Here is a 25,433-nt window from a genome sequence, read left to right on the forward strand (position 1 = left end):
TCATTACTCACTTGTGATAAATCATCTCCTGTCTTAAAAATTGGCGGAGTAACTATGATTATTGCAGTATTTTCTTTAGGGCAATTCATTTCTTCAAAACTGGATTTGTTAAAGTTAGGATTTCAGGAATGGTTTAAAACACAGAAAAAAGAAGATGTTTCTGGTGAGATTGTTTGGAAATGGATGGCTGATAATTTGGCGCCTTTAAGAGTGGGAGAAATAACCCTCAAGCAATTTTGTGATAAATTCAATGAACATTTTCAAGTGAATATGACATTTACTGAATTCAGTAAGATTTTTAACTCCATGTGCACTCTGGATAAAGCATCCTTAGATCGAGTAGCAAAGTTTAAAGGATTTTTAGAGGAACATGATGGTGTTAAATTTGTTCTAGTGTCGCACACAAATTACTCTCATTTATATTATATTTTGTCACAACTCCCAAAGTTAATTCCAGAAACTGCAGTTATTAGTGATGATAAGTGGAGTGAGAGTGAACAAATTTTATTTGCCCCATCAATGTCTTCAAAATGTACAGAGCATCCTGATACACTCAAGTATGCATTGAAAAAACTTAAAATAGATAAAGAGGATCATGTTATTTCTTTTTTAAATACTATCAAGGCATATGACCATCCCCATTTTAGCTATGTTGATCCAGGTAAAGATTTGGAAAAAGTTGCTGAGACTGTTGAGAGTTTGCAGGAATCAAAAAAAACTGTCGTTTATAGTGTATAAATAACTCATTATTTTAGGTGCAGGGAAACAGGCCAGTTAAGGAAGGTATCTCTGCCCCAGTTTCACTTAATGACCACATGTGACTCTTCATGAGCCTGCACGAAAGGATAAACAAATGTTGCCTCATGTTTGTTATAAAACATGTTGGTGAGAAAAGAGTTGGGTATTTTTTGAAATTGCTTTAGTGTAGATAACTCAATTTTACCTTGCAATTTTATGGTAAAAATCATTTGTTTTGCCTTCCCAGACTCTATCCATTTCATAATGAGTGCATAAGCGCGATCGGGATAGCAGGCTACATCAGATAAAACCCAATCATAGTTTTGTTCCAATTGCGCTGGTTCGAGAGCAAAAGCACTTTGTTGCAAGGAAGTAACGCGGGGTAATTGTGCAATTTTAGGATCTAATAACGCTTTATCAACAGCAGTTACGGACGCGCCTAATGAGTGCATAACATAAGTCCATCCTCCTGGTGAAGCCCCTAAATCCAGGGCTTCATCGCCTGGTTTGGGATATTTTCCTAAAAGCGTGAGCGCCTCCCAAAGTTTTAAGTAAGCCCGATTGGGAGGATTTATTTTATCTTCGATAAAATAGCATTTTCCTTGAGGCCATTTTTTCTGACGTTTTACACTATAAATCAATGTATTATTATCTAACAGAGCAAAGGCACCTATTGACGGAATTTCAGACTCAAAAGGAAAATGACGTTCGAGCGGGGGAAGCTTACGCAATTGCTCTTCGATTAATCGAGAACGTCTTATATGAGAAATAGGATGTAAGTACCAGAATTTCCCAGCTTGGCGCAAAATTCTTACTGCTTCTGAAATGGATTGAAAACTTACTTTTTGTGGTTCTAACCAAATATCTTGTGCAAAGCATACATCCAGTCTTTTATGGGATGAAAAAATTAAATCTTCTGTTTTATATAAAACATCGTCCAATTCTTCTGAAAGAAGGGAAAGAAACTCAGGTTTGGACACATACACAGCAGCAATTTTTTTTTCCATAAGTTCGGATGCCTAAATTTTGTTAAAAGAGGCGATCTTACCATTATGAGCTCATGGGAAACGAGTCCTATGCAGTTAAAAATAATAGTATGGTAAATAGAGTTTGTACTATACTGAATAAAATTATAATGCTGACCAATAAAGGGAATTAATAATGGAAAAAAAGACTGTTCTTATTACAGGGGCTCTTACTGGAATTGGTAAAGCAGTTGCTTTTGCTTTTGCCCATGAAGGTGCAAATATTGTAATTTCTGGACGTAAACAAGAAGTTGGGGAGTCTTTAGCAAAGGAACTGCGCACGCTTGGCGTAGATGTGGTATTTATTCGGACTGATGTACGTTACGATGATGAAGTGAAAGCGCTTATAGATGACACAGTAAAACGTTTTGGTCATTTGGATGTAGCTGTTAATAATGCAGGAACAGAAGGAATAACTGGGCCATTTATAGAGCAGACCATAGAAAATTATCATTCCATTTTTGATACAAATGTATTTGGCGTTTTTTTATGCATTAAGTATGAGCTCAAAGCGATGATGTCGCAAGGCTCTGGATGTATCATTAATCTCTCATCCATCGCCGGTCAAAAGGGGGTGCCTGGGGCATCAATTTATTGTGCCTCGAAACATGCGGTTGAAGGATTTACAAAAGTTGCTGCGCTCGAAGCAGCTGCAGGCAATGTTCGAGTCAACGCAGTAGCTCCTGGTCCAATTAGTACGGATATGTTCGAGCGTTTTACAGGCACTGAGGAAAATAAAGCCGCTTTTCTTGAAATGGTGCCTTTAAAACGGGCAGGTCATCCTGAAGAAGTGGCTCAAAGCATTGTCTTTTTGGCTTCAGATAAGGCATCTTACATTACTGGAAAAGTGCTTGGAATCGATGGTGGTATGTTCTAAATAACACTATAAAATTCCTTTAAGATTCGTGCTGCTGATAATGCCGTGCTATGACTGCGATCCAGCGATGGAATCAGTTCACTTATATCCATTCCAATAAAAGTAAAATGGTGCTGGAGGAGATGCAGTAAGCAAATGATCTGATTAACATCAGGACCTCCAGGATAAGGACTTTCTACTGCGGGTGCACATGCAGGATTTAACCCATCAAGATCAATAGAAAAATAGAGGTATTTAAGTCCATAAAATTGAGTGATAATTTTTTGAGCCATTATTTCCATATTGGTATTGCAAAATTCGCTCCCCATGATAATACCTATGTCGGGATGATAACGGGATAACCCAGACACCTCACTTTCAGTAAATTGCCGGATACCCAATAACATAATTTGACGAGGAATTAATGAGGGCAGTAGGAAACCATGATGTAATATAGAGCTGTATGAGAGTATGTCTTGCGCTTCACAATCAGGATGCGCATCAAGATAGATTACCCCATACTCACCAGGTATTGCTTGATCTAAGGCTTTGAGTGCAGCATATTTAATTACATGATCGCCACCCAGACAAATGGGTTTTTTGTTGTTTTTTATTAATTTATAAAAATGGGTTGATACAATTTCTATTTCATTTGCTAAGTTATGGTTTGCTACTTCCAGATTTCCTGCATCCAACAGTTCATCTCCTGGTTTGAAATTTTCTGGAAAGGAGTACAAGCGATTATCCACTCTACGAATAAAATCTGCTGAAAATTCGTCTTGAGTTGATGTACCGGAAAAGGTAGGGGCGGTCCCAGCGCTTTGGGTATTGACACCAAAAATTACAGCTTTAGCCTTTTCATAATCATAACACGTAGCATAGCTCAATTGAGGCATTTTAAATCTCCACTAGTTTAAGCCGTTATTGTAATTTGAGTTTTTTGATATGTATAATTCATTATTTTAATAAATTGATAAATAATTTTGATATTACTTGATCCGCAATTAGTAGCTTTTGAAGCAATTGTTCGTGAGGGTACAGTGCATGCTGCTGCAGAATCGCTTTTTCTAACCCAAACAGCAGTCACTCAGCGGTTACGTCAGTTAGAGCAAAAGCTAAAGACCACATTATTTATTCGTAGTCGACGCGGTATGCTATTAACTGCAGAGGGAGAGCAGTTGCATCGTTATTGTCAACGTGTAACAGAAATGAGCAGTGCTGTATTAACAAGTATTCAGGGAGCTGGAACTTTATCGAATTTGCGGATCAAAATTGCAGGTCCAGCAAGTGTAATGCGCTCACGCATTATTCCTCAATGTAAGGAAATAATGAAAGAATTTCCTAAGTTACATATGACATTTCTAATTGATGACCATATGGATATAAGTCATCAGCTCAAGTCTGGAGCCTTTGATCTAGTTATTTTATCCCCAGAACAAGTGACCCAGGAAATGGTAAGCAAACCGTTACAACCAGAACACTATTTATTGGTCTGCTCGGTGCAATGGGAGCATCGTAAGTTAATTGATATAATCTCGAATGAAAAAATAATTGATTTCGGACAAGACGACCAAATGACTTTTTCTTATTTGAAAAAATATAAATTATTAAAATACATTCAAACAGAGCGACATTTTATCAATAATACAGAAAGTATTGCGCAATTATTTATTAATGAATTGGGTTATGGTGTTCTTTCCAAAGAGTTTGCTGCTTCCTATATTAAGTCAGGGGAGCTACTTGTTATTAATGAGGGTAAATCGTACCTTAATCCTATTTCATTAGCTTGGTATCCAAGATCTGAACAACCAGCCTACTTTTCTGCTATAATACATGCCATAAACTAACTAATTATATGTTTTTTAATTGTTTATTATCAGAGTTCTCCATAATAGGTCATGGCCTGAAGACCTAAGGCTGCGCCCAATTTTTGGGCGGCAGAAATGAAACTGCAAAAAGCGATTAATTCCGCAATTTCAGCTTCAGAAAAAAAATTTTTTAATCGTGTTATCTCGTTTTTATCGACAGACTCATGAGCTATTGAAAATAGATTTGCAAACCTTAATGCTTCAATGAGGCGCTCACCTTTTGGGTTTTGATCAGGTGGTCCCGCCTTTGCCATACAATAATGACATTGATTATTAAAGGCTAGGACCCGTCTCACTTGCTCTAAAAAATCAGCTTCGAATGTCTTACTTTGACAAAAAGCGGCCTCCAATTTCTCCCATTGATTCAGTATCTCAGGAGCGTGCCCCAAAAGACGTTCAAAAGGAGTTGTTCCATGCCTTGATAATTGGATGAATGACATATTAAATTTTCGCTTTATTTCTTATTCGATGTAACCAGTATATCCCTACAGGGAGGATTTTAAAATTTAGATAGGATGAATTAAAGATCTATCAGATACGATGCTGATGAAAAAGACAATGAGTCTTTTTCATCAAACGTTATTTATTCTACATACACAGTACTTGCGGCCGGGCCATCATTACTTTTTGCTTCAACAAAAGAAACTCTTTTTCCAACCTCCAATTTATTAAAATCATAGTCGATGACACTTTTACTGGTAAAACGAAGTCTTCGACCATCAATTGTTTCAATAAAACCATAGTCAGCAATAGGGGCGATTTCGCGAATAAATCCCTCAGGAGGTTGTTCGTGATGTTTTACTTCACCCCGTTGTTTATGAACGTATTTTTTAAGTTGACGTGTCATAGCAAGAAATTTATCTCTTATTGCAACATATACGTCTTCATGAGCATGATTTTCTGCAAGATCTCGATTGACTACCAACTCTGCATTGGGAACCATAAGATCAATACGTACATGATAAATTTTCCCTTTATTATGATGCTTATGTGTTTCAATACTTACATTACAATTTATAATTCCATCAAAATACTTCCCTAATTTTTCGGCATGTTTGCGTGCATTATCCTCAATAGCTTGAGAGTGCCTTAGATTATTAAATACTATTTGTATAGGAAAATGTACTGAATTCTTCATTGTGTGCTCCTTATATCGTATACATCAATATCGTTTTTAAAGCTATGTTCTTTGTCTTGCTTCTTTTTTTTGTTGAAGCTTAACCACATCAACTACGTTGACCATTGTTTCAGCCAGAATTTCAATAAAATCATCCAGAGTAATTATACCTATGAGGGTTTTATCATTATCAACAACTGGTAAGCGGCGGATTTTTTTTGAATGCATCATTTCAAGCGCATCAAAAAGACTGTCATTTTCATAGACATAGGTAAAAGGTTCTGTGAGAATATCTCGGACTAACAATGAGTCAGGCTTCACTCCTGCTGCCATGACTTCAATAACCAAATCACGATCAGTAACGATGCCTATGGGTACTTTTTTGTTCTTTTGTTCTTCAAGTAAAATCAAGTCACCAACATGATAGGAGCGCATGAGTTCTGCAGCATTTTTTACTGATTCATTGCCGTTGATAACAACTACATTCCGGTTACAGTATTCGCCAACTCTCATAAAGGTCTCCCAAAATAATAGTTGTATTAGTTTTTCTTCGTAAATAAAGTACTTTACCAAGCAGAAAAGTACTTCATAATCACTACGTCGAACTACGAATTGACCGCAGGGAAAACGAAAAGTTAAATAATTTATTATCTGTTTTTAGTATAGTATATAAAACCCGAACCCGGGTTGATTCAAGCGAATTAGTCTTTATTTAAGCTGATATAGAGGAAATATGCGGTTGATTCTTGAGAAATTTATAATGAAACAAGTAAAGATTAACCAGTAAAAATAATAGCGTCAAACCCAAAGAAAAAAACAAATTACTTCCTAACAGGATAAGAATAGATAAGGCTAAAATTGAGCGTATCAACTCAGGAATTAAGATTTTCTGTTTGCCATTGGCGATTGAGCCAAGTATATAAAGAGTAAATAGAATAAATACTCCAATAAACCAAGAACTTAAAGCGCTTGATGTGAATGTAAATGAGAGATAAGCATATAAACTGATTGCAAGTGCTATGTTTAATAGCATATAGAGCTTAGGAGATGTTCTGTTTTTGGCATTAACAATTCTTTTTGGGAGGTGTTGATTTTGGTTTTGCAGATGATGAATTATCCATTCTGGAGGCATAAAAAACGCTTTAATTACATCCAGTTTCTTTAGATTTTTTCCATAATACACTACATCTTTAATCACTTTAATATTGGCATAAAAGGGATTCCATGAGTCTAAGGGCTCGGTTACTCCGTATTCTACAGGAGCATTTTCTGGTTCGAAGGTTCCAAAAAGTTTATCCCAAATAATTAAACTTCCTGCGTAGTTTTTATCTATATATTGTGGGTTTTTACCGTGATGTACTCTATGATGAGAAGGTGTGTTAAATATTTTTTCAAACCATCCCATTCGGTTAATCGATTCGGTATGGATCCAAAATTGATAAATAGTATTTAACGAGGAAACTATGACAAACATCCAAGTTGGAAAACCAATTAAGGCCAGGGGCAGATAAAAAATCCAAGACGTTAGCGTTTGCCAATACCCCTGTCTTAATGCGACCGATAGATTAAAACATTCACTTTGGTGATGAACAGAATGTCCTATCCAAAAAAAATTACACCGGTGACTTGCCCGATGATACCAGTAATAACAAAAATCAGCACTAAGCCACAGCATAAGCCAGGAACTAATCGAATGAGGGTTAATAGAAAAAAAAGCGAAGTGCTCGTATAAATAATAATACCCGAATATTATTAGCCCTCTTACCGGCAGAGCGGCAATTTCCTCAAATATACCCGTAGTGAAATTATTAATAGAATCATTGAATTGATATACATTTGATTTTTTATAATAGGCAAAGGTCCATTCAATACCTATTAAAATCAAAAATATAGGCGCAGCAAATACGATTAAACTAATTTCCATATCAATCCTTTAGCTTAATGTGAGCTAAATAAAAACATTCTTTATTTTGTTTCAATTATATTTAGATTGTAAATGCTGAAATTAATATTTACCAATATTTTAAAGTATTAAGCGTGAGAGCTAAGTATTTTTGCTATGAGCTCAAGAACTTGCGAAGCTCTAAGCAAAAAATATCAATTTCAGTTTCAGTATTGTAATAGTGTACTGAGGCACGCACCAAAGCAGGTAAATTTCTTTTCGCCAGATCAAGTCGGGCATATTCTTGCAACGATACTGAAATATTAATGTGTTTGCTGGCTAAGTGTTTTTGAATTTCATGTGGTTCTTTTGCCAAAGAGGTAAACGTGACGATACCGCATTGATGCGTACCCAAGTCATGTAATTTTATTGAATTAATGGTACACAAGTTTTGGCGTAGTTGAGTTGCCAAATAGTTGATGCGTTGCCAAATTAAAGGTAAGCCAAGTTCTAAAGCATATTCAATAGCAGTTCCAAGCCCAATTTTTGCTGCAATATTTTGTTCCCATGTTTCAAATCGTAATGCATCAGGTCTTATTATATAGTCATTATCCGCCACCCACCGCGCAGAGTGTAAATCAATAAAGGGAGGATCGCAGCGTTCTAAAATTTCTTTTTTTGCATATAAAAAGCCAGTCCCTCTAGGACCACGCAAAAATTTTCGACCGGTTGCACATAGAAAATCACAGCCTATTTCCTGTACATTAACGGGTAGTTGTCCTAAAGATTGCGTAGTATCAAGAAGATAAGGAATGTGGTGGGCATTGGCTATTTTACCTACCTCTACGGCAGGATTAATTAAACCTCCTTGCGTTGGTATGTGGGTTATGGCAATTAATTTGACATGATGATCTATTTTTCTTTTGAGATCTTCCAGATCCAGTTGGCCAGACGGGTCATTTTGAATTATTTCAATGGTAACCCCTGTATGCTTTGCCCGATGTAAAAAGGCTAAATAATTGCTTGCATATTCGGAAATGCACGTAAGTATTTTATCTCCTGGATTAAATTTAAAACTGTAAAAAGCCATATCCCATGCCCGAGTTGCATTTTCAAGAAAAGCGATTTCTTCTGGCAGGCAATGAATCAAATGTGCGGCAGTTTCATAAAATTTCTGTGTTTTATCTAAAGCGTATTGCGCTGCTTCATACCCTCCAATTGCAGCTTCTAAATCAAGATGATTTTTCATTGCTTGGAGAACGGGTAGGGGAGGTAATGCGGCTCCTGCATTATTAAAATGCAAAACATGCTCGCATCCAGGAGTTTCATTTCTAATTTGCTCTATGTTCAATTGTTCCATTTTTTAACTCCATCTTTTTACTATTATGTGATTAAGTCACCTCTTCACGTTTGTATGATTTTAAAAAATGGATGTATTCAGTTTTATAGCCTATGCAAGCAGGTAAATGGGCAACAGAGCTAATGCTGTATTTAATAGGAGTCTCTGAGGATACACCATTTAATGCTTGGGTATTAACAAAGCAGTAATCGATGCCAAAATCTCTTGCTCCATAACCGTCATTAATAATGGAGTCGCCTACCATTAACATCGAATGCTTCTCAATAGATTGTTTGCGCCTGTTCGAAATTTCCTGCACGGCAATATTAAAAATTTCTACATTGGGTTTTGCTACACCGACCTCATCAGAAACAATATAACAATCAAACCAATCATTTAACTGCAGCCGATGCTGTTTTTTTCCCTGAACTTCGACAAAACCATTAGTAATAATACCTAAAATATGTCCTTTTTGATGTAAAAATTCAATGGCGGTTTTCACATTAGGTATCCAATGAGCATGGATACAAAGGTTGATATCGTACTCATTTGCTACCTCTTCCGCAGATGCAGTGCACGAAAGTTTTTGATTTAATTGCACAAATCGTAGCAATCTCACTTCGCTAGGCCTGAGTGTGTTTTCTTTAGCCCCAACGTGGCTCCATAGATGATTGTTAATTTCCTTATAAATCTGCTCAAAAATAGCGTATTCAATTGTGGAGTAAAATTTTTTATAAATATTTTTTAAACCCATCCGTTGGGAATAAGCAAAATCGATTAGCGTATCATCGAGGTCAAATAAAATAACTTGATAGGGCATTTATGAGTCCCGTTGTTCAATTTATATCCAAAAACGCAAGTACCAATTCACTATATAATGGCCCCAAAATAAAGAAATGAGTCCGCTTATGCATAAAAAAGGGCCGAAAGGAATCGTGGTATCTTTGGATTTATCGTGTAAACGTAAATACAATAGGCCAATAATTGTACCACTAATTGAAGAAAGAAGGAGAATTAATGGTAAAAATATCCAACCAAACCAAGCTCCAAATGCAGCAAACAATTTAAAATCGCCATTGCCCATACCAATTTTACCCGTGAATAAATAAAATATTTTAATAAACATCCATAATCCCATATAAGCTCCTGCAGCACTTAGTACCGCTTGAGGCAAAGGAGTGAAGAGATTTTCGGTATTTGCAATAAGGCCTATCCATAATAAACTTAAAGTGAGGCAGTCAGGTAAAATTTGATGATCTAAGTCAATGAAAATTAAGCAAATTAAAATCCAAATCGCAATCAACGCAAAAATCAATTGTACCGTGAAACCAAAATGCCAACTCGCATATAATGACAGGAGCATTGTGATTAATTCAATTAAAGGATAGCGAATAGAAATAGGGGCTTTGCATTGGTAGCAGCGTCCACGTAAAAACAAATAACTTAAAATTGGAATATTTTGCCAAGCCTTAACTGTTGTGTTACACGATGGGCAAAATGATCTTGGAAAAAATAAATTAATTGGTTGTTGCGTGTCTTCCTTGATTCCAATCAAATCATTGTATTGCTGCTTCCATTCTCCTTCCAACATAATAGGCAGGCGGTAAATAATAACATTAAGTAAACTGCCCACCGCAAGCGAAAATAGAGCGATTGCAGTGTACATAAACCAAATATGATTCGTGATGAGGTCGTTTATCATTCAATGATCCTGCTGAAAAATGTAAGTATTTATATTGCCGTTCCCAGTTTAAAGATAGGCAGATACATTGCAACGACAAGTCCGCCTACCAAGATACCTAAAATACTCATAATAACAGGTTCTAATAAACTGCTGAGTGAGTCGACTGCGTTATCAACATCTTCTTCATAAAAATCAGCAACCTTACTTAACATTTTCTCTAATGAACCTGATTCCTCACCAATTGAAACCATCTGGACCACCATATTTGGAAATAATTGGGTATTCTCCATCGCCTTATTCATTTGTTGACCTGTAGATACCTCTTCCCTAATTGTGTCAGTGGCTTTAGCAAAAATAATGTTTCCTGTAGCGCCTGCTACAGATTTAAGTGCCTCAACTAGAGGCAAGCCAGCAGCAAAAGTAATTGATAGCGTCCTTGCAAAACGAGCGATCGCAGCTTTCTCAATAATAGGACCTATTACAGGTAGTTTTAACAACGTTTTATCAACACTTTGCGCAAATTGAGGCGAGTGTTTTAATGCATAAATAAACGCATATATACCACCAGCCAAGGCTCCAAAAATTAAATACCAATAGGATTGGACAAATTTTGACATACTCACAACTGCTTGAGTCATAGCAGGCAACTCCGCGCCAAAGCCCTTAAATAAAGACTCAAATTGTGGGACAACGAACATAAGTAAGCCAATTGTAACGATGAAAGCAACAACCATTACCGCCATAGGATAGGTTAAAGCTTTTTTAATTTTCTTTTTTATTGTTTCTATTTTTTCTTTATACGTAGCGATCTTATCCAACATAATATCAAGAGAGCCTGATTTTTCACCAGCTTCCACTAAATTGCAGAATAAATCATTAAAATGTGCAGGATATTTCTTCAGTGCCTCAGAAAGTGTTAATCCTGTTTCAACATCACTTTTAATATGTTCAATTAATTCTTTAAACCGTTTATTCGATTGTCCTTTCGCAACGATATCAAAGGATTGCACTAAAGGTATCCCAGATTCAATCATTGTCGCTAATTGACGACTAAATACCGTAATATCTCCAGACTTCACTTTTTTGCTCTTTAAACTGACAAGAGGTGCACGTTTTTTAGCAATTTTATTAACGGTAATTCCTTGTCTGCGCAACTCAACTTTAGCTAAAGCAAGACTTCTGGCTTCAATATCCCCATTTATTTTTTGAGCCGCTTTATTAACGCCTGTGTAATGAAAGGTTAAAGTAGTATTGGCATTTTTTTTCATTTTTTCGTGGTTAATCAACGGTTACCCGATTGACTTCCTCTATAGTGGTAATGCCTTGTTTCACTTTCTCAAGTCCCGATTGATAAATAGTAATCATGCCTTCTTCTTTGGCAATTCTTAATATATCCAAAGAATTTCCTCCCGACATGATGATTTGACCCAGTTTTTTAGTCATAGGCAATACCTCAAACAATCCTATTCTCCCACGGTATCCATTGGTACACTTGGCGCATCCTCCAGCTTTATATAATTTAATTTCCTTTAAATCAGCTTCTGCAAAGCCTAATTCCAACAAACCCGGTTTGTTGAAATCATCTCTTAAGACTTTACAATGTTCACATAGTTTTCGGGCTAAGCGTTGTGCGATAATAAGCGTTACTGAGCTTGCGACATTAAAGGTTGCGAGTCCCATATTGACCAAACGGTTTAATGTATCAGCAGCGCTATTCGTATGTAACGTTGAGAGTACCAAATGTCCTGTTTGTGCGGCTTTAACTGCTATTTCAGCTGTTTCCAAATCACGTATTTCCCCAACCATTATGATGTCAGGGTCTTGCCGTAAAAATGACCGTAATGCATTGGAAAAAGTGAGTCCCGCTTTGGGATTGATATTAACCTGATTGATTCCTGGTACTTTAATTTCAACAGGGTCTTCAGCAGTGGAAATATTTACTTCTTTAGTATTGAGGATATTCAATGCAGTGTATAAGGTCACGGTTTTACCACTGCCTGTTGGTCCAGTGACCAGGATCATTCCTTGGGGACGTTCAATTGCATGGACAAATTGTTCTTTTTGAAGTGAACTGAAACCTAAGGCTTCAATACCCAATTTTGCTGAACCTGGATCTAATATCCGCATCACGACTTTTTCACCTGAAGTAGTAGGGCAGGTGCTTACACGAAAATCAATGGATCGGGTTTTGGATATTTTCATCTTAAAACCACCATCTTGTGGAATTCGTCTTTCTGAAATATCCAGACTGGACATGATTTTTATTCGTGCGGTAATGCGTGTGGATAAGCTTCCAGGAGGCGTTGCGATTTCATGCAAAATACCATCTTGTCGATACCGTATACGATATTCTTTTTCATAGGGTTCAAAATGGATGTCTGAAGCTCCTTGTTTAATCGCATCAAGAAGTATTTTATTAACGAATTTAACTATAGGAGCATCTTCTGTTATTGAGGGAGCAATACTTGTTTCATGGTCTTCTTCCTCATTAATAATAATTCCATCAAATTCAGTAGTATCCCCAACAAATTCAGATAAGCCCTGAGTTTCTTGTACTGTAAGTAAATGATCAATTAATGTGCTAAGTTTATCTGCTTCAACTATAATTGCATGGGTATTGAGTCCGGTATGGAATTGGATTTCTTTTAAAGAAGCTTGTTTGCTTGGGTCTTCTGTTGCAAGATATAAATTATTTCCACGATAAAATAAAGGAACCATGGAGTGGCGACGAATTAGCTTTTCATTGACCAAATTGATAGGTATGGAATCGATATCAATACAGTCCAAATCAAGCATAGGAACGCCGAAATTATGTGCTGCTGTAAATGCAATTTGTGTGGCTGATAAAATGTTATTTTTGACAAGGTATTGAACTAAGGATATTTTTTCCGCGGAAGCATTCTTGCAGAATTCAAGCGCCTCTGTTTTATCCAAAAGCTTTTCAAGAACAAACAACTGTCCTATCCCATGTAATTTGAATTCATTGCTTCCTAACATAAGTTCCAATCAGCTTTTGAGCATAATAGTAACTATAGTTAATCTAATGCATAAAATCACGTGTTTTATGCACATCAGAATTTCTATCGTGTTATTTTTTCATTTTAGACCGAAGGGGTTTATGTAATACAATGATCTCAAATTCTTTTATTTAGAAATTCTAAGCTATTTAAACTCAAAAAATGGATTGTATGTATGTGAAACTCGTTGTATTGTAGTTTAATTCAGGATTAACTATTTTAAAGGTATTATTTTGTTGATTGAACGGCAATTAAAACAATATCGCGCCCTGAATAAATGGTTTCAATCGCCCCTGGGGCTTTTTGCTGCGCATGAATTTTTAGTTAATCTTGAACTTGAAAGCAAGAATCTACATGGCAAGACACTGCTGCAATTAGGTAATTGCGGTGATAATATTTGGTTAAAAAAATTTAATTATGTCCATAAATGGATTGCATCTCCTTTTTCTTTAGCCAATAAAATTCACATTAAATGTGCTTTAAACCAACTTCCACTGGATCGCAACAGTGTGGATTGTATTGTAGCCCCCCTCACATTGGAACCTTTTGCTAACAGTTTTAGTTTGATTGACGAGATCGATCGCGTTCTTAATCCCATGGGTTTTGTTATTTTGTTAAGCATTAATCCCTGGAGTCTTTGGGGAGGAGCAATGAAAATCGGGCTGTTGCATTGCTATAGTGATCAAAAGGTTAAAATGCGTACTCCCTTCAATTTAAATCGAATCTTTTTGCAAAGAGGTTATAGACAGCATTCTCTTAGCAGTTTTTGCTATATACCTCCAGTAAATAATTCATCATTAATTAAAAAATTTACTTTTCTGGATGAAATAGGCAAGATGCTTTGGCCTTTTCCTTCTGGTTTTTACTGTTACATTGCCCAAAAGTATCAAATTATAGAACCCAACCTGAACATTAACCCCGATGAGTCAATAAAAGATTATGAAGCGCCATTGCAACCGGTTATTTTTTCTTCTCAAAGCCATGAACTGCATTCATCCGATAAAATAAAAAATAATAGATATTAGGGTTTGTCTTCAATTCACTAGTTTGAGTCAATCTCGCCTGATTTTCGAGTACCGAAGTAGAGGAGCACATCAAATCAGGATGTTTTCCCCACGATTGTTCTTACTGATCCTTGGGTTTGAATGTCATATCAAATGGATTAGGGCTTTTAACTTCTGTTAACGAGGGAGATTCTATTTCAACAGTAGCTGATGATCGGGTTCGTTCGGTAACGGTTTTATCAAAGCCGGCTAAGCCATCCATTAAGGCTTTTTGGCTTGGGCTGCCGAATTGTTCTTGATTCATATCTTCTTTTATGGTGTTACCAATCGCTTTTTGGCTTCCTTCATAAAGCTGACCATTCCCCGGAGAAAATACATAGTCGTCTTTAGGTGTAAAAATAATATCGCTCACAAATGAAGAACTAATAGGTGTCATTCCGCCACAACAAAATTGTTTACAGTTCATCGCTTCCTGTTCATAAAATTGCTCTTTTTGTTTTTTACTCACAAAAGAAAGAATAGGTGGGAATTCCATGAGCAAGGCTTCACGTTGCTTTTTAAGCGATTCATCATTTTCTTTATCAAGACATTCTGACCTAAAGCGATTAACTAATGGAGATTCTTGCAAACCGGGAACCAGATTTTGAAAAAAAATCATTTTACCTAATTGGATAGGAGCTTGTTCCTGTTTATTTTGTGACATGATACATTTCCTCATTAACTAAATTTGAACAGGGTATGAATACCAACAAACCCTAATAGTTTAAAGATTAGCATTTATGACATGAAATGCGAGTTATAAAGCAATTCATACCAATTTAATTTGAATAGATACCCATTGTTTTTGTATACTTTGTTTCGCCATAAGAACAGGTTTAATTTTATGAATAAAAAAACGATATTCAGAATCACTTTTGCCAATCAAGAAGCAATTTATGAGATTTATGCACGTTCTGTCAAAGAAAGTGATATTTTTGGATTTCTCGAAGTTGAAGAACTGGTGTTTGGTGAGCAAACTGCATTGGTTGTAGATCCCTCTGAAGAGCGATTAAAGCTTGAGTTTAATGGAGTAAAGCGGACATTTATTCCCATGCATTCAATATACCGTATTGATGAAGTCACAAAACAAGGAACAGCTAAAGTAAAAGATAATCCGGGCTATGGAAGTAAAGTTAGTCCTTTTCCTGGAACAGGAAAAATAAAAGATTAAATGAATGTTCCCCTATAACCCACTCCTTAGTCCCGAGGATTTACAATGACTATTCCAGATAAAATCAAAGAAGTTTACGAAAAATCAACTTGCTTGTTTACTACTAATGAAGTTGAAGCCGCTCTTGATCGAATGGCAATTAATATACATAAGGAATTGCAAGATCAAAATCCAGTACTTGTCTGTGTAATGGTAGGGGGCTTAGTCCTTCTAGGTAATTTACTACCCCGCTTGGACTTTCCATTGGAAGTAGACTATGTCCACGCAACTCGTTATCGAGGTGATATCACAGGTGGAGAGATTGTTTGGAAAGTGAAGCCGTCAGCTAATTTGAAAGGAAGAACGGTTCTTGTTGTCGATGATATCCTGGATGGAGGTGTTACATTGGCAGCTATTATTGATGCTATGAAAACTTTGGGAGCAGAAAAGGTATACAGCGCTGTTTTGGTTGATAAATATCGAAAACGTGTTCCTAACGGATTGCGGAAAGCTGATTTTGTAGGTTTACAAGTAGAAGATCATTATATATTTGGTTATGGAATGGACTACAACGAATATTTAAGAAATGCACCAGGTATTTTTGTGGTGCATCCTGAGCATGAATAGTACAGTTATTTTTATTTATCCCCACCGCCTACGTGCCGCGACTTGTTCGCGGCATCCATGAGATGGTCAAAGTTAAAAATAAACCTAAGGATATTACTCTAATCTATGCCATGTTCCTATATTTGGCTGCCTATGTAATCAGCGCAACTTAAGTGATATCATCATATTGAGTCCAATATGCTACTCAAAACAAGGAAGCGAGATGAAATCATTTTACATCTATATTATGGCAAGTTAGCAGAATGGTACACTATATGCCGGTTCAGCTTCAGATTTAATTTAACATAATTCCAGGATTTACAGCCAAGTATTACATAAATTGGTTTATTATATGGAGTTCATGAAACCTATGTAGAAGCTGCTCAGCGTGAAAAACTTTTCCAAAATTGTTGCAGGCAGTAGAAGTTAAATTTGATTGGGGATCTTAATCCAGAATGGGTGATCTATATGAAGAGATTTGCCGTTGAGTAAGAGAGGCTGGATGCCGCGAACACAAGTCGCGCCACGTAGGATGGGGATGAAATTGTCAACACGATGAAATGGATTTGATTTTGATGAGTATGCAAGGAGCTTAGAATGCGATCTGTAGTGGTTACTGGTGTTTCATCAGGAATTGGATATGCCATTGCAAAGGAATTGATTGTGCATGGCATTCAAGTTTTCGGCAGTGTGCGTAATCAAAAAGATGCACTCCGTGTAACTTATGAACTCGGCCCACTTTTTTCTCCTCTTATTTTTGATATAACTGATGAAATTGCAGTGAGACGTGCAGCACAAGAAGTAGGTGAAAAATTACAGGGAAAAACACTATGGGGATTGGTTAATAATGCAGGGGTTGCTGTTGTAGGTCCATTAATGGAAGTGCCGATTGAGGAATTTCGTCGTCAATTTGAGGTAAATGTTATTGGACAAATTCAGGTAACCCAAGCTTTTTTACCCTTGCTTGGTGCGGATAAGAATCTGAAAGGCTCCCCAGGGAAAATCATTAATATAGGTTCTGTTTCGGGTAAAATCTGTAAACCATTTTTTGGTCCCTATTCCATTTCAAAACATGGCTTAGAAGCATTCTCAGATACGTTACGCATTGAATTGATGATGTACGGCATTGATGTAGTGCTTGTTGGCCCAGGAATGGTTAATACAGAGATTTGGCATAAGAATGAGGATCAAGTGAGTGAGGAGAAACTGCGTCAATCAGTTTATATGAAGTCTCTACTTAAATTTAAAAGTTATATTTACTATAAGGTTGCTCAATCTGCTTTACCCGCAAAAAAAGTAGGAGAACTTGTATATCTGATCTTATCTCATCCTCATCCCAAAACACGTTATGTTCTAGTTCCTAATCTCTTCTCCGACTGGATACTACCGAGGTTATTGCCCAAACGTTTTTTGAATAAGAAAATAGCAAAAGCACTTGGTTTTTTAACAAAGAAATCAAATGATAGTAAATCCCTCCTTTAATATTTTTATCAGTCGATTATAAATATGATCTAAATAGAATTTACATAGAGAGCCGATTCGTTGGCGAAACGTTTAACATGCAATTGAGCGTTATGCCGAAAAAGGTGACGGACTTTTAGTTTTATTTTTGCTATCATTGTCCATTTAATTACTTAATTTGGATGTATTTCATGAAATTGGCTTTTTTTATTAGTAGTGCTGGGGATACGGATTTAGCATTAAGCTCGATTAAAGCGATAGAGGCTCATGGTCAACATGAGATTCTTCTAATTTCATTAACTAAAACAGCCCAAGATCGTATAGCGAGTTTTAATTCGACATTAAAGACGACTAAGATAACATTGCCAGAGCTACTTGCCGATGAAAGCAAATCTTTAACGGAGGGTTTTTGTAGTAAAGAACAGCTCGATAACCTAATGAAATATTTACAAAAGGAAAAGATTGATCAAGTCTATTGCGGCATCCCGTCGGTAAGCAGTAACATTCCGTTCCAAATCGCTGCAGCACTAGAAGATATTCCTGTACTTATGGCTTATGAATTTATGTTTAAGCCTGATAATCATAAGTTATGGGATCATTTATCTACTTTAAAGAACAAATCTAACATCCGGTGGGTATTGCCATTAAGCCAAGCAGCAATTGATTTTGGAGTTATAGACAAAAGTAAATTGCACATTATTGGACATCTGAGTATTGATAATGCTTTTGCAGCCAAACCTCCAGCAGCTGCAAGTGATGAAGAATTGGCAAAAATCTTAAAAGCAGAACAAGATAGGTCAGGTAAAACAAGAAAAAACTTGCAAATTGCTGAAGACAAATCTTTTGCTTTTGTAAGCAGTACTACCCAACCTGTTTCTGTTGATAGTACTTTTTTAAATTGTGTACTCGATGCACTCCCCCAGCATCCCAATATTGATGTTCGTCTTGGCCTTCATCCCGGCATTGAAAATCTTGATGCTTATTTAATTGAACTACTTGCAGTTTATAAAGAACATCAAGATGCATGTAAGAATCAATTTAAAATTATTTTGACTGATGACTTATTTGCAAAACTTAAAAAACCAGAGTTAACAGCTACTAATGCGGAGTTTAAACACGTATTTATACGGGTGAATGTCAGTGGTAATGAGGCGTCTGCAGCAGCCGATCGTGTTACCCAGGCTGTACCTGGCGCTTTATTAAATCAAGGCATATTGGAAGGAAAACCTGCTTATACTCACTTTGGAAAAGCTTATCTCCCAGAAAAGTATTTTTCACGCAATATGGCGGCTTTTTTTACCGAAAAACGGCAGGAAGCACGGAGTAAAGAAGAACTGGGTTTGAGTAAGAAGACTGCTTCAGAGTGTTGCGCCGAGGTTCTTTTAAAATTATAGGGACATCAAAAAAACAATATCGATTCATAAACTTGGAACCTAGAGAAAAAAGGGATAGGGTTCTGTGCAGTTCTTAACCTGACCTCTTTATTTTTTATTGTTAATAATCAGTTAATTAAATTTTACATTCTAGCTTTTTTGGTATATTTTGGGAAATGGAAAAATCTTCAAACTCAGATTTTTTCAATGCTGTAGTTTTCCCAATTAATCATGGTAAAGAAAGGAAACAACAACATGAAATACCCTCTGCTGGGTTTGATCTCGTTTATAACAATAACGCAGGGAGTTATTGCCCAGCCAGTTAAAATGGCGGCAATGGCACAACCAACAGCATGTATTACTTCGCAATTTAGTGCTATCGGCGATCAGCATTGGAAAACAGTCACTTTGAAGTTGACCAATAACTGCAGCCAGGCGGTAGATTTCCAAAATTCGACGATTACATTTAAAAGCAAAACGTCGATTTCCACATCATTTTGGGGTGATTTTTCGCCGTTATCTTATCCCGATAATGCTTTAAATATTGCCTCGCAGCTACAAACTGATGGCGCTTTTTTGGCGACATTTACTTTACATTTTCCATCTTATCCTGGCGCCAATTCTAAATTACCGGTAGGTAGTTCATTTCAAATCAAATACGGTGTCAGTTCGGATAACCACATAGAGAGTAGCGTTAATGTTTACACGGGCTCAGTGATTGAATCAGGTATTCTAATCCTTAATAATGCTTCTTCCAAACCCGCGAATGTTTCCCAAAATTATGCTTTGGTTCATTTATCATTCAATGGGCAGATAATTAATAATATACAATTACCCTGGGCTACGGCGACAACGCTTACAGGATTGGCTGCTGGTAATTATTCACTTGCTCCAGAGAGTGTCTCTGGAAGTAATGGTGATATTTATCAGGGTAGTGCCGTTCCAAGTACGTTTACTCTAACCGCGAATCAAACGGTGAATGCTGCTGTAAATTACACCTTGATGCAGCCGACTGGAAAATTAGCAATTAATTTACAGGCTTTACCTAGCGAACTGTCCGGTTATGGGAGTAATCCAACCGCTTTGATTACACAGAGCCAAACTGGTAGCTCCGTGACGCAGCCCTTAACCTGGAATACATTAACTACAGTTCCTCATTTAAAAGAGGGAGAAGCTTATACTTTTTCCACACCATCAATCAATTATAATGGCTATAACTGTGTTCCCAGTTTTTCACCAACAAGTCTCGTCGCCAGTTCTGCAACAACCCCAAGCACGAATTTAACTTATCAGTGCGTTCAGGTGGTTCAAGATACGGTTACTATTAACGTTAGTGGTGCACCAGCTCATTTAAATACTTTGACGGTCGTCATGACACCTAATGATGGTTCCAATGTTATTTCTAAGGTGATTGATTTAAATAATGGCAATGGGTCAAGTACTGTGCAGTTAACCGATGGGGTTATTTATACATTTGCTGCTGAGGCGGTTAGTGGGTATTCCATTAACTTTTCTCCACAGCCGTTGACTGCAACAGCCAGTGCCGTAGAAACAATTACCATGGTACCGATCGATGCCAATACACCGGTAGGCTTGAATGGACAATTAACTGTTTGTGGCACCAAATTATGTAATGAACATGGCACTGCCATTCAATTAAAAGGAATGAGTACTCATGGTTTACAATGGTTTGCCCAATGTGCCACTCCTGCTTCCTTGGATTTCTTAACCAATAATTTTAAAGCAAATGTAATCCGGCTCTCTTTATATGTTCAGGAAGGGGGATATGAGACTAACCCGACTAAATTCACCAATGATGTCAGTCAATTGATTGATGAAGCATCTGAACGTGGCGTTTATGTCATCGTTGATTGGCATATATTAAACCCCGGCGATCCTAATTATAATTTGAACTCGGCTAAAAAATTCTTTACAGATATTGCTAGCATCCATAAGAATAAAAATAATATTCTTTATGAAATTGCCAATGAACCTAATGGAGTAGGGTGGAATACCATTAAAAGTTATGCCAATGAAATTATTCCTGTAATTAGGGCAATTGATCCCAAAGCGCCCATCATTATCGGTACACGTGGATGGAGTTCTCTTGGTGTGTCGGATGGCAGCTCTTATCAGGAAATAGTTAATAATCCAGTGCAGTTCTCTAACATCATGTATGCATTCCATTTTTATGCAGCGTCACACCGCGAGAATTATCTGAGTGCTTTAGATAGTGCATCACAGGTATTACCGATTTTCGTTACAGAATTCGGTACTCAAACATATACAGGAGACGGAGCTAATGATTTCGTTATGTCAGATCGTTATATGCAACTGATGGCAGTTAAAAAGATTAGCTGGGCTAACTGGAACTATTCAGATGACTACCGTTCCGGGGCTATTTGGAAAACCAACACGTGTGCTAGTGGTGCATGGGTTGACAGCAACTTAAAACCGGCTGGCGTATATATTAAAGGTCAAATTCAGACATCCCCTGCCCGTCAAGGAATGCTGGAACCCGGGAGGGGAAGAGCACGATAGGGTAGGCAGATGAAAGGATGTAGAATGAATCTTAATGCAGGCCGTTAAGTTGTTAGTGAACGCATACGCTTTGCTCGAACGAGCAAAGCGTATGTTAAACAGGAGCTTACGGCCTTTTTAATCACTCAAGTTTTGTTCATCTTGTGTCAGCGAAAATCATAGTTTTTAATAGCAAGAATAAGTTTTTTCTTCTTTTTTATCCAAAATTTCTGAATCTGTCAGAGAAAGAGTTCCAAAGAACATTTGTTGCATGAGAAGAGGTCGATCAAGCTTCCTCTTCTCTAACTCCTTTTTTGCCATGTTTCTCACATCAGCAGTTGCGGCATTTGTACTCATAAATTCCAATTGGCTTAACATCAGCTTTTGTCTTTTCTCATCATATTTATCCCAACTATTGAATTTTTCTGTCAAATTCGCAGCCAACGTTGGATTGATTTTTTCTAATTTCAGAATTGCATCGACAATTAACTGATATCCTTTTCCTGATATAGAATGGAATCCGTAAGGATTTTTAATGAATGTTCCTAATAAAGCATTCACCTTATTGGGATTAGACAAATCAAAGGCAGGATGTAGCATTAATTGTTTTACTAATTCTACTACATGTTCTGAATGGGCTGCTGCCTGAACACTAAACCAATAATTAACAGCGCTTGGATCGTTTTGCCAAAGCTCATAAAATGATGCCAATAATCTACCTGATTGACTGCAGTTATTACTTAGCAACAGGTTGAGTGCTGAGATGCAGTCAGTCATATTTTTACCTAATGAGTTAGCGAATTGCTCAATTAACTGTTGCTCCGTTTTTTCGGACTGTATCGAAACCAAAAAAGCGTGACAAACTTGTCTTAAACGTCGTGCACCCGCAGATAAGATATCAAACGACTTAAAAGGGGAACTCTGAGATATAGGCAGTGTATCCAGATTTTTTTGTATGCGCACAAGATCTTCTTTTAATTCTTTAGCTAGTTGATTTTGAATCAATTGACGTGCTTCTGCTATTTTTTCAAAATCCTGATTTTGCATACTGGAAAATAAGACCTCTTCTGATGGTATGGCTATGAGTTCGGCAAGTAACCAATAGTTTAAAGAAGAATTTTTCTCATTAAGTATACTTCGGTATACGTTAAAAAACTCATGCGTAAGGGTCATACTCTTCCCTGAACAATAATCCTTGACCTTTTGGGTGATCAGTTTATTTGCTGCTTCGCAGCGGTTATAGATATTACTATCATGTTGCATTAGTAGCAGTAATTGTTCTGCATTGTATGCAAAATCAAGAGTTACAGGAGCAGAAAAACTACGTAATAAAGAAGGGACAGGACGTGTATCAACATGATCAAAATGAAACTCCATGTTCGATTTATCAACCATTATCATGGTATCGCCTTGAATCTCCTGACCTTTATTATTCAGTAATCCAACAACAATGGGTATGGGTCTTTCTTTTCTGTCTATAGTTTTAAACTTTAAAGTATAACGTTTTGCTTCTGCATCATATTCATCAGTAACTGTTATTTGTGGAATACCAGATTCAGTAAACCAATATAAAAAGGAACTCATATCGTTTTTTGTTGATTTACTTAATGACCGCAATACATCTTCTAAAGTTACTGCGCCGCCATCATTCTCTTTTAGAAATTGGTGCATTCCCCTATAGAACGCTTCTTCACCAAGGAAAAGCATCATCATACGAAAAATATCCGCACTTTTTTCATAAGCTGCAGGTGTATAAAGGCTTCTAACATTGGTATAGGTATCTTGTCGTGGAGCACGTTCATCAAGGTTTTTACCATCCAGTATCCGAATTAAATCAGTACCAAATAAACGTTCACGAAACATTGCAGCCCTAAATGTGGTTAATCCTTCTTTAAAGGGCAAGTTAAACCATTCTCGAATCGTAACGCGATCACCTGACCAATAATGAAAGTATTCATGGGCAACCACTTCCAAAACTCGTAAAAAATCAGTATCAGTCCGGGTTTCAGGGGTAGTAAATAAGTTTGCAGTATTGAATAAATTTAAGCCTGTCGGCTCAGAAGCACCTGAGGCATACTTATCAACACCGGCTACCATATGCTGGGGCAGCTCACATTCGAGGTCAAAGGTTTCCTCTTCCCAACGCATCGCCTCTTTTAAAACTTCTTTAGCGAAATCACATTTTGCTGTCGCTGCAGGAGGGACATAAAATTCAATTGGCAATTCACGTTTTGAACGTGTTTTGAAATAAGCTACTGATTTTTGCAGCTTTCCAGCAACTAATGCAAATAGATAACTGGGTTTAGGAACTTTATCTACCCAGGTTACAGAGTGAAGTCCTTCACCTAGATCGTTTTGCTCAGCTAGTGAACCATTGGAAAGTAATACAGGGTAGTCTTCTTTTTTAGCAATAATTGTTGTTTTGTAGGTAGCTAAATTATCAGGACGGTCATGGCAGTAGAGAACGCGGCGAAGTCCTTCAGTTTCAGCTTTCACCAAAATGGTTCCTTCTGTTTCGTATAAACCAAATAAATCGGTGTTTTCACCCAAACGGGTTGTTGTTTCGAGTGTAAACGCCCGATCCTGAGGAAGATTTTTGATAATTAAAGAATCTTTTGTTATTTCGTATTCTTCTAGAGATAGCTTTTTGCCATCGAGTGAAATGGATTCTAATATCATATTTTCGCCATCCAATTCCAAATCAGTAGAATAAGATTTGGATTTTGGATTGGGTTTAATAGTCAATAAAGCTTTTGATTGAACAGGTTTTTTAGAAAGGTCTATTTCCAAATCAATATGCTCAATCAGATAATCAAGAATCTTATAATCACTTAACCTAAATATCCCTGAATGGTTTTTCATGAAAACTCCCTAATTCATGCATGATTAAGAAGCAACAATATAAGATCAAAATGTTTATTTCAACTGAAATAATGACTTAAATGGTAAGCAGTGTCTCGTGATCATGTTCTTGGCGTTCATCTGTAACTGTTCCATCTTCTTGTATGAAACGTAGATCGTGTTGCGGCGATTGCGTTTGGGTAAACGGGTTATTTTCTGCATCCCATAAGGGGAACGCGGTCATGTCATTAAAATAGCAAAGCGTGTATTCTGCAATTTCCAATGGAAATTTAATTTTTCCAATTATTTTATTGAGTTCTTTGGTAATTTCTGCCTGCAATTGTTCTGAAATTTCTATGTATGGTGCTCTCTTGAAACGTGAATAAGCTAATGTAATATGGAAAACTTTAGGTATTGTTTCTTCGATATTTAAAAATGTGGCTATTTTCTTAATTTGTGCTTCTTGTTCTTTTGGTAAAGATAAAGTGAGTGAAATGGTTCTGCCAATGCTGACTTCCATTTTTTCAATTGAAGGACAAAGAGGGTTTTTCTGTAGTGCTTGCTGGATTCTTTTATAGTGAGGCAAATTATTAGTTATAAATTGACTCCATGAGCTTCCTATTTGTTGTTCTGTTTCCAGGCTCATTGTAGTCATGTGATAACTTTTTGCGGGTAGGGGTAAAAAATGATGCACGATCAGTGGATTATTTACTAAGAATTGATATATCGTTTCACAAAACTCCTTTTGCTTGGGATAGCAGGCCGATATTACTGTAACTCCCGGAAATGGCGCATACTTGCCATGCGCATCAACCTTGCTTAATTGTTTGGCGAGCATCTTTTCATTTTTTAATGTAAACATTTTTATAAGCCAAGAGAGCATAAAGTAAACAAAGAATACCATGAGTTAATC

23 protein-coding genes are annotated in these 25,433 nt (G+C 36.8%); 9 read left to right on the plus strand and 14 right to left on the minus strand.

Going from position 1 to position 25,433, the window contains the following annotated elements; all coding sequences use genetic code 11:
* Window positions 1–54 precede the first annotated feature (54 nt).
* The gene (locus LXO92_RS10955) at window positions 55–738 is read left to right on the plus strand and encodes a hypothetical protein (RefSeq protein ID WP_182349629.1); all 684 of its coding nucleotides are present in this window, start codon (window positions 55–57) and stop codon (window positions 736–738) included.
* Between the two features lie 62 nt (window positions 739–800).
* Here LXO92_RS10955 and LXO92_RS10960 read toward each other — a convergent pair whose 3' ends face one another.
* Window positions 801–1,745 (minus strand): SAM-dependent methyltransferase, encoded by a 945-nt coding sequence (locus LXO92_RS10960; protein ID WP_182349630.1) that lies wholly within the window; start codon window positions 1,743–1,745, stop codon window positions 801–803.
* A 154-nt stretch (window positions 1,746–1,899) separates the two neighbouring features.
* On the opposite strand from LXO92_RS10960, the gene LXO92_RS10965 reads away from it, so the two are divergent.
* Entirely contained in the window at window positions 1,900–2,640 is a 741-nt protein-coding gene (locus tag LXO92_RS10965) for an SDR family NAD(P)-dependent oxidoreductase (protein ID WP_182349631.1), read from the plus strand.
* On the opposite strand, the gene LXO92_RS10970 is transcribed toward LXO92_RS10965, so the two are convergent.
* The gene (locus LXO92_RS10970) at window positions 2,637–3,515 is read right to left on the minus strand and encodes an arginase family protein (protein ID WP_232890977.1); all 879 of its coding nucleotides are present in this window, start codon (window positions 3,513–3,515) and stop codon (window positions 2,637–2,639) included. The two genes, LXO92_RS10965 and LXO92_RS10970, sit on opposite strands and share 4 nt — an antisense overlap.
* 87 nt (window positions 3,516–3,602) lie before the next feature.
* On the opposite strand from LXO92_RS10970, the gene LXO92_RS10975 reads away from it, so the two are divergent.
* Window positions 3,603–4,466 (plus strand): LysR family transcriptional regulator, encoded by an 864-nt coding sequence (locus tag LXO92_RS10975; protein ID WP_182349633.1) that lies wholly within the window; start codon window positions 3,603–3,605, stop codon window positions 4,464–4,466.
* 29 nt (window positions 4,467–4,495) lie between these two features.
* Here the strand turns inward: LXO92_RS10975 and LXO92_RS10980 are convergent, their stop codons facing one another.
* The 9 genes from LXO92_RS10980 to pilB form a co-directional block, all read right to left on the minus strand.
* On the minus strand, window positions 4,496–4,927 hold the full coding sequence (locus LXO92_RS10980; RefSeq protein WP_182349634.1) for a carboxymuconolactone decarboxylase family protein: 432 nt from the start codon (window positions 4,925–4,927) through the stop codon (window positions 4,496–4,498).
* 143 nt (window positions 4,928–5,070) lie between these two features.
* Window positions 5,071–5,625 (minus strand): HPF/RaiA family ribosome-associated protein, encoded by a 555-nt coding sequence (locus LXO92_RS10985; protein ID WP_182349635.1) that lies wholly within the window; start codon window positions 5,623–5,625, stop codon window positions 5,071–5,073.
* Window positions 5,626–5,667: 42 nt separating this feature from the next.
* Complete coding sequence (locus tag LXO92_RS10990; RefSeq protein ID WP_182349636.1) at window positions 5,668–6,117, minus strand: CBS domain-containing protein; 450 nt, start codon at window positions 6,115–6,117, stop codon at window positions 5,668–5,670.
* Between the two features lie 199 nt (window positions 6,118–6,316).
* Window positions 6,317–7,528 carry a sterol desaturase family protein gene (locus LXO92_RS10995; RefSeq protein ID WP_182349637.1) on the minus strand — a complete coding sequence of 404 codons (1,212 nt, stop codon included), beginning with the start codon at window positions 7,526–7,528 and terminating at the stop codon, window positions 6,317–6,319.
* A gap of 133 nt (window positions 7,529–7,661) precedes the next feature.
* Window positions 7,662–8,846 (minus strand): aminotransferase class V-fold PLP-dependent enzyme, encoded by a 1,185-nt coding sequence (locus LXO92_RS11000; RefSeq protein WP_182349638.1) that lies wholly within the window; start codon window positions 8,844–8,846, stop codon window positions 7,662–7,664.
* 31 nt (window positions 8,847–8,877) lie between these two features.
* Window positions 8,878–9,645 carry an HAD family hydrolase gene (locus LXO92_RS11005; protein WP_182349639.1) on the minus strand — a complete coding sequence of 256 codons (768 nt, stop codon included), beginning with the start codon at window positions 9,643–9,645 and terminating at the stop codon, window positions 8,878–8,880.
* Window positions 9,646–9,666: 21 nt separating this feature from the next.
* A complete protein-coding gene (locus LXO92_RS11010) occupies window positions 9,667–10,527 on the minus strand; it encodes a prepilin peptidase (RefSeq protein WP_182349640.1) in 861 nt (286 codons plus the stop codon).
* Between the two features lie 29 nt (window positions 10,528–10,556).
* The gene (locus LXO92_RS11015; RefSeq protein WP_182349641.1) at window positions 10,557–11,777 is read right to left on the minus strand and encodes a type II secretion system F family protein; all 1,221 of its coding nucleotides are present in this window, start codon (window positions 11,775–11,777) and stop codon (window positions 10,557–10,559) included.
* A gap of 10 nt (window positions 11,778–11,787) precedes the next feature.
* Window positions 11,788–13,506, minus strand: coding sequence for a type IV-A pilus assembly ATPase PilB (pilB, locus tag LXO92_RS11020; RefSeq protein WP_182349642.1), 1,719 nt, complete (start codon window positions 13,504–13,506; stop codon window positions 11,788–11,790).
* Between the two features lie 253 nt (window positions 13,507–13,759).
* On the opposite strand from pilB, the gene LXO92_RS11025 reads away from it, so the two are divergent.
* Entirely contained in the window at window positions 13,760–14,551 is a 792-nt protein-coding gene (locus LXO92_RS11025) for a methyltransferase domain-containing protein (protein ID WP_182349643.1), read from the plus strand.
* A 100-nt stretch (window positions 14,552–14,651) separates the two neighbouring features.
* Here the strand turns inward: LXO92_RS11025 and LXO92_RS11030 are convergent, their stop codons facing one another.
* Window positions 14,652–15,233 (minus strand): hypothetical protein, encoded by a 582-nt coding sequence (locus LXO92_RS11030; protein ID WP_182349644.1) that lies wholly within the window; start codon window positions 15,231–15,233, stop codon window positions 14,652–14,654.
* A 180-nt stretch (window positions 15,234–15,413) separates the two neighbouring features.
* Between LXO92_RS11030 and LXO92_RS11035 the strand changes: the two genes are divergently transcribed.
* The 5 genes from LXO92_RS11035 to LXO92_RS11055 all read left to right on the plus strand — a co-directional run bounded on the left by LXO92_RS11035 (window position 15,414) and on the right by LXO92_RS11055 (window position 21,700).
* Window positions 15,414–15,740, plus strand: coding sequence for a DUF1820 family protein (locus LXO92_RS11035; protein WP_182349645.1), 327 nt, complete (start codon window positions 15,414–15,416; stop codon window positions 15,738–15,740).
* A 45-nt stretch (window positions 15,741–15,785) separates the two neighbouring features.
* Complete coding sequence (locus LXO92_RS11040; RefSeq protein ID WP_182349646.1) at window positions 15,786–16,346, plus strand: hypoxanthine-guanine phosphoribosyltransferase; 561 nt, start codon at window positions 15,786–15,788, stop codon at window positions 16,344–16,346.
* A 576-nt stretch (window positions 16,347–16,922) separates the two neighbouring features.
* A complete protein-coding gene (locus LXO92_RS11045) occupies window positions 16,923–17,807 on the plus strand; it encodes an SDR family oxidoreductase (protein WP_182349647.1) in 885 nt (294 codons plus the stop codon).
* A gap of 170 nt (window positions 17,808–17,977) precedes the next feature.
* Window positions 17,978–19,180 (plus strand): hypothetical protein, encoded by a 1,203-nt coding sequence (locus LXO92_RS11050; RefSeq protein ID WP_232890978.1) that lies wholly within the window; start codon window positions 17,978–17,980, stop codon window positions 19,178–19,180.
* A gap of 234 nt (window positions 19,181–19,414) precedes the next feature.
* Window positions 19,415–21,700, plus strand: coding sequence for a glycoside hydrolase family 5 protein (locus LXO92_RS11055; protein WP_232890979.1), 2,286 nt, complete (start codon window positions 19,415–19,417; stop codon window positions 21,698–21,700).
* A gap of 165 nt (window positions 21,701–21,865) precedes the next feature.
* Here LXO92_RS11055 and pepN read toward each other — a convergent pair whose 3' ends face one another.
* Both pepN and LXO92_RS11065 read right to left on the minus strand, forming a co-directional pair.
* Window positions 21,866–24,541, minus strand: a complete 2,676-nt coding sequence (pepN, locus tag LXO92_RS11060; RefSeq protein ID WP_232890980.1) for an aminopeptidase N — start codon at window positions 24,539–24,541, stop codon at window positions 21,866–21,868.
* A gap of 76 nt (window positions 24,542–24,617) precedes the next feature.
* Window positions 24,618–25,382, minus strand: coding sequence for a DUF1868 domain-containing protein (locus LXO92_RS11065; RefSeq protein WP_232890981.1), 765 nt, complete (start codon window positions 25,380–25,382; stop codon window positions 24,618–24,620).
* Window positions 25,383–25,433 lie beyond the last annotated feature (51 nt).

This window comes from Legionella resiliens (genome assembly GCF_021344005.1).
Classification (GTDB): Bacteria; Pseudomonadota; Gammaproteobacteria; order Legionellales; family Legionellaceae; genus Legionella; species Legionella resiliens.

Excerpts from the sequence above, each read along its gene's own strand:
- LXO92_RS10990 (WP_182349636.1), bottom strand. The coding sequence starts at position 6,117 with ATGAGAGTTGGCGAATACTGTAACCGGAATGTAGTTGTTATCAACGGC.
- LXO92_RS10980 (WP_182349634.1), bottom strand. The coding sequence starts at position 4,927 with ATGTCATTCATCCAATTATCAAGGCATGGAACAACTCCTTTTGAACGT.
- LXO92_RS11035 (WP_182349645.1), top strand. The coding sequence starts at position 15,414 with ATGAATAAAAAAACGATATTCAGAATCACTTTTGCCAATCAAGAAGCA.
- LXO92_RS11045 (WP_182349647.1), top strand. The coding sequence starts at position 16,923 with ATGCGATCTGTAGTGGTTACTGGTGTTTCATCAGGAATTGGATATGCC.
- LXO92_RS10965 (WP_182349631.1), top strand. The coding sequence starts at position 1,900 with ATGGAAAAAAAGACTGTTCTTATTACAGGGGCTCTTACTGGAATTGGT.
- pilB (WP_182349642.1), bottom strand. The coding sequence starts at position 13,506 with ATGTTAGGAAGCAATGAATTCAAATTACATGGGATAGGACAGTTGTTT.
- pepN (WP_232890980.1), bottom strand. The coding sequence starts at position 24,541 with ATGAAAAACCATTCAGGGATATTTAGGTTAAGTGATTATAAGATTCTT.
- LXO92_RS10985 (WP_182349635.1), bottom strand. The coding sequence starts at position 5,625 with ATGAAGAATTCAGTACATTTTCCTATACAAATAGTATTTAATAATCTA.
- LXO92_RS11055 (WP_232890979.1), top strand. The coding sequence starts at position 19,415 with ATGAAATACCCTCTGCTGGGTTTGATCTCGTTTATAACAATAACGCAG.
- LXO92_RS10970 (WP_232890977.1), bottom strand. The coding sequence starts at position 3,515 with ATGCCTCAATTGAGCTATGCTACGTGTTATGATTATGAAAAGGCTAAA.
- LXO92_RS11000 (WP_182349638.1), bottom strand. The coding sequence starts at position 8,846 with ATGGAACAATTGAACATAGAGCAAATTAGAAATGAAACTCCTGGATGC.
- LXO92_RS11010 (WP_182349640.1), bottom strand. The coding sequence starts at position 10,527 with ATGATAAACGACCTCATCACGAATCATATTTGGTTTATGTACACTGCA.
- LXO92_RS11005 (WP_182349639.1), bottom strand. The coding sequence starts at position 9,645 with ATGCCCTATCAAGTTATTTTATTTGACCTCGATGATACGCTAATCGAT.
- LXO92_RS10955 (WP_182349629.1), top strand. The coding sequence starts at position 55 with ATGATTATTGCAGTATTTTCTTTAGGGCAATTCATTTCTTCAAAACTG.
- LXO92_RS11030 (WP_182349644.1), bottom strand. The coding sequence starts at position 15,233 with ATGTCACAAAATAAACAGGAACAAGCTCCTATCCAATTAGGTAAAATG.
- LXO92_RS11050 (WP_232890978.1), top strand. The coding sequence starts at position 17,978 with ATGAAATTGGCTTTTTTTATTAGTAGTGCTGGGGATACGGATTTAGCA.
- LXO92_RS11015 (WP_182349641.1), bottom strand. The coding sequence starts at position 11,777 with ATGAAAAAAAATGCCAATACTACTTTAACCTTTCATTACACAGGCGTT.
- LXO92_RS10960 (WP_182349630.1), bottom strand. The coding sequence starts at position 1,745 with ATGGAAAAAAAAATTGCTGCTGTGTATGTGTCCAAACCTGAGTTTCTT.
- LXO92_RS10995 (WP_182349637.1), bottom strand. The coding sequence starts at position 7,528 with ATGGAAATTAGTTTAATCGTATTTGCTGCGCCTATATTTTTGATTTTA.
- LXO92_RS11040 (WP_182349646.1), top strand. The coding sequence starts at position 15,786 with ATGACTATTCCAGATAAAATCAAAGAAGTTTACGAAAAATCAACTTGC.
- LXO92_RS11065 (WP_232890981.1), bottom strand. The coding sequence starts at position 25,382 with ATGTTTACATTAAAAAATGAAAAGATGCTCGCCAAACAATTAAGCAAG.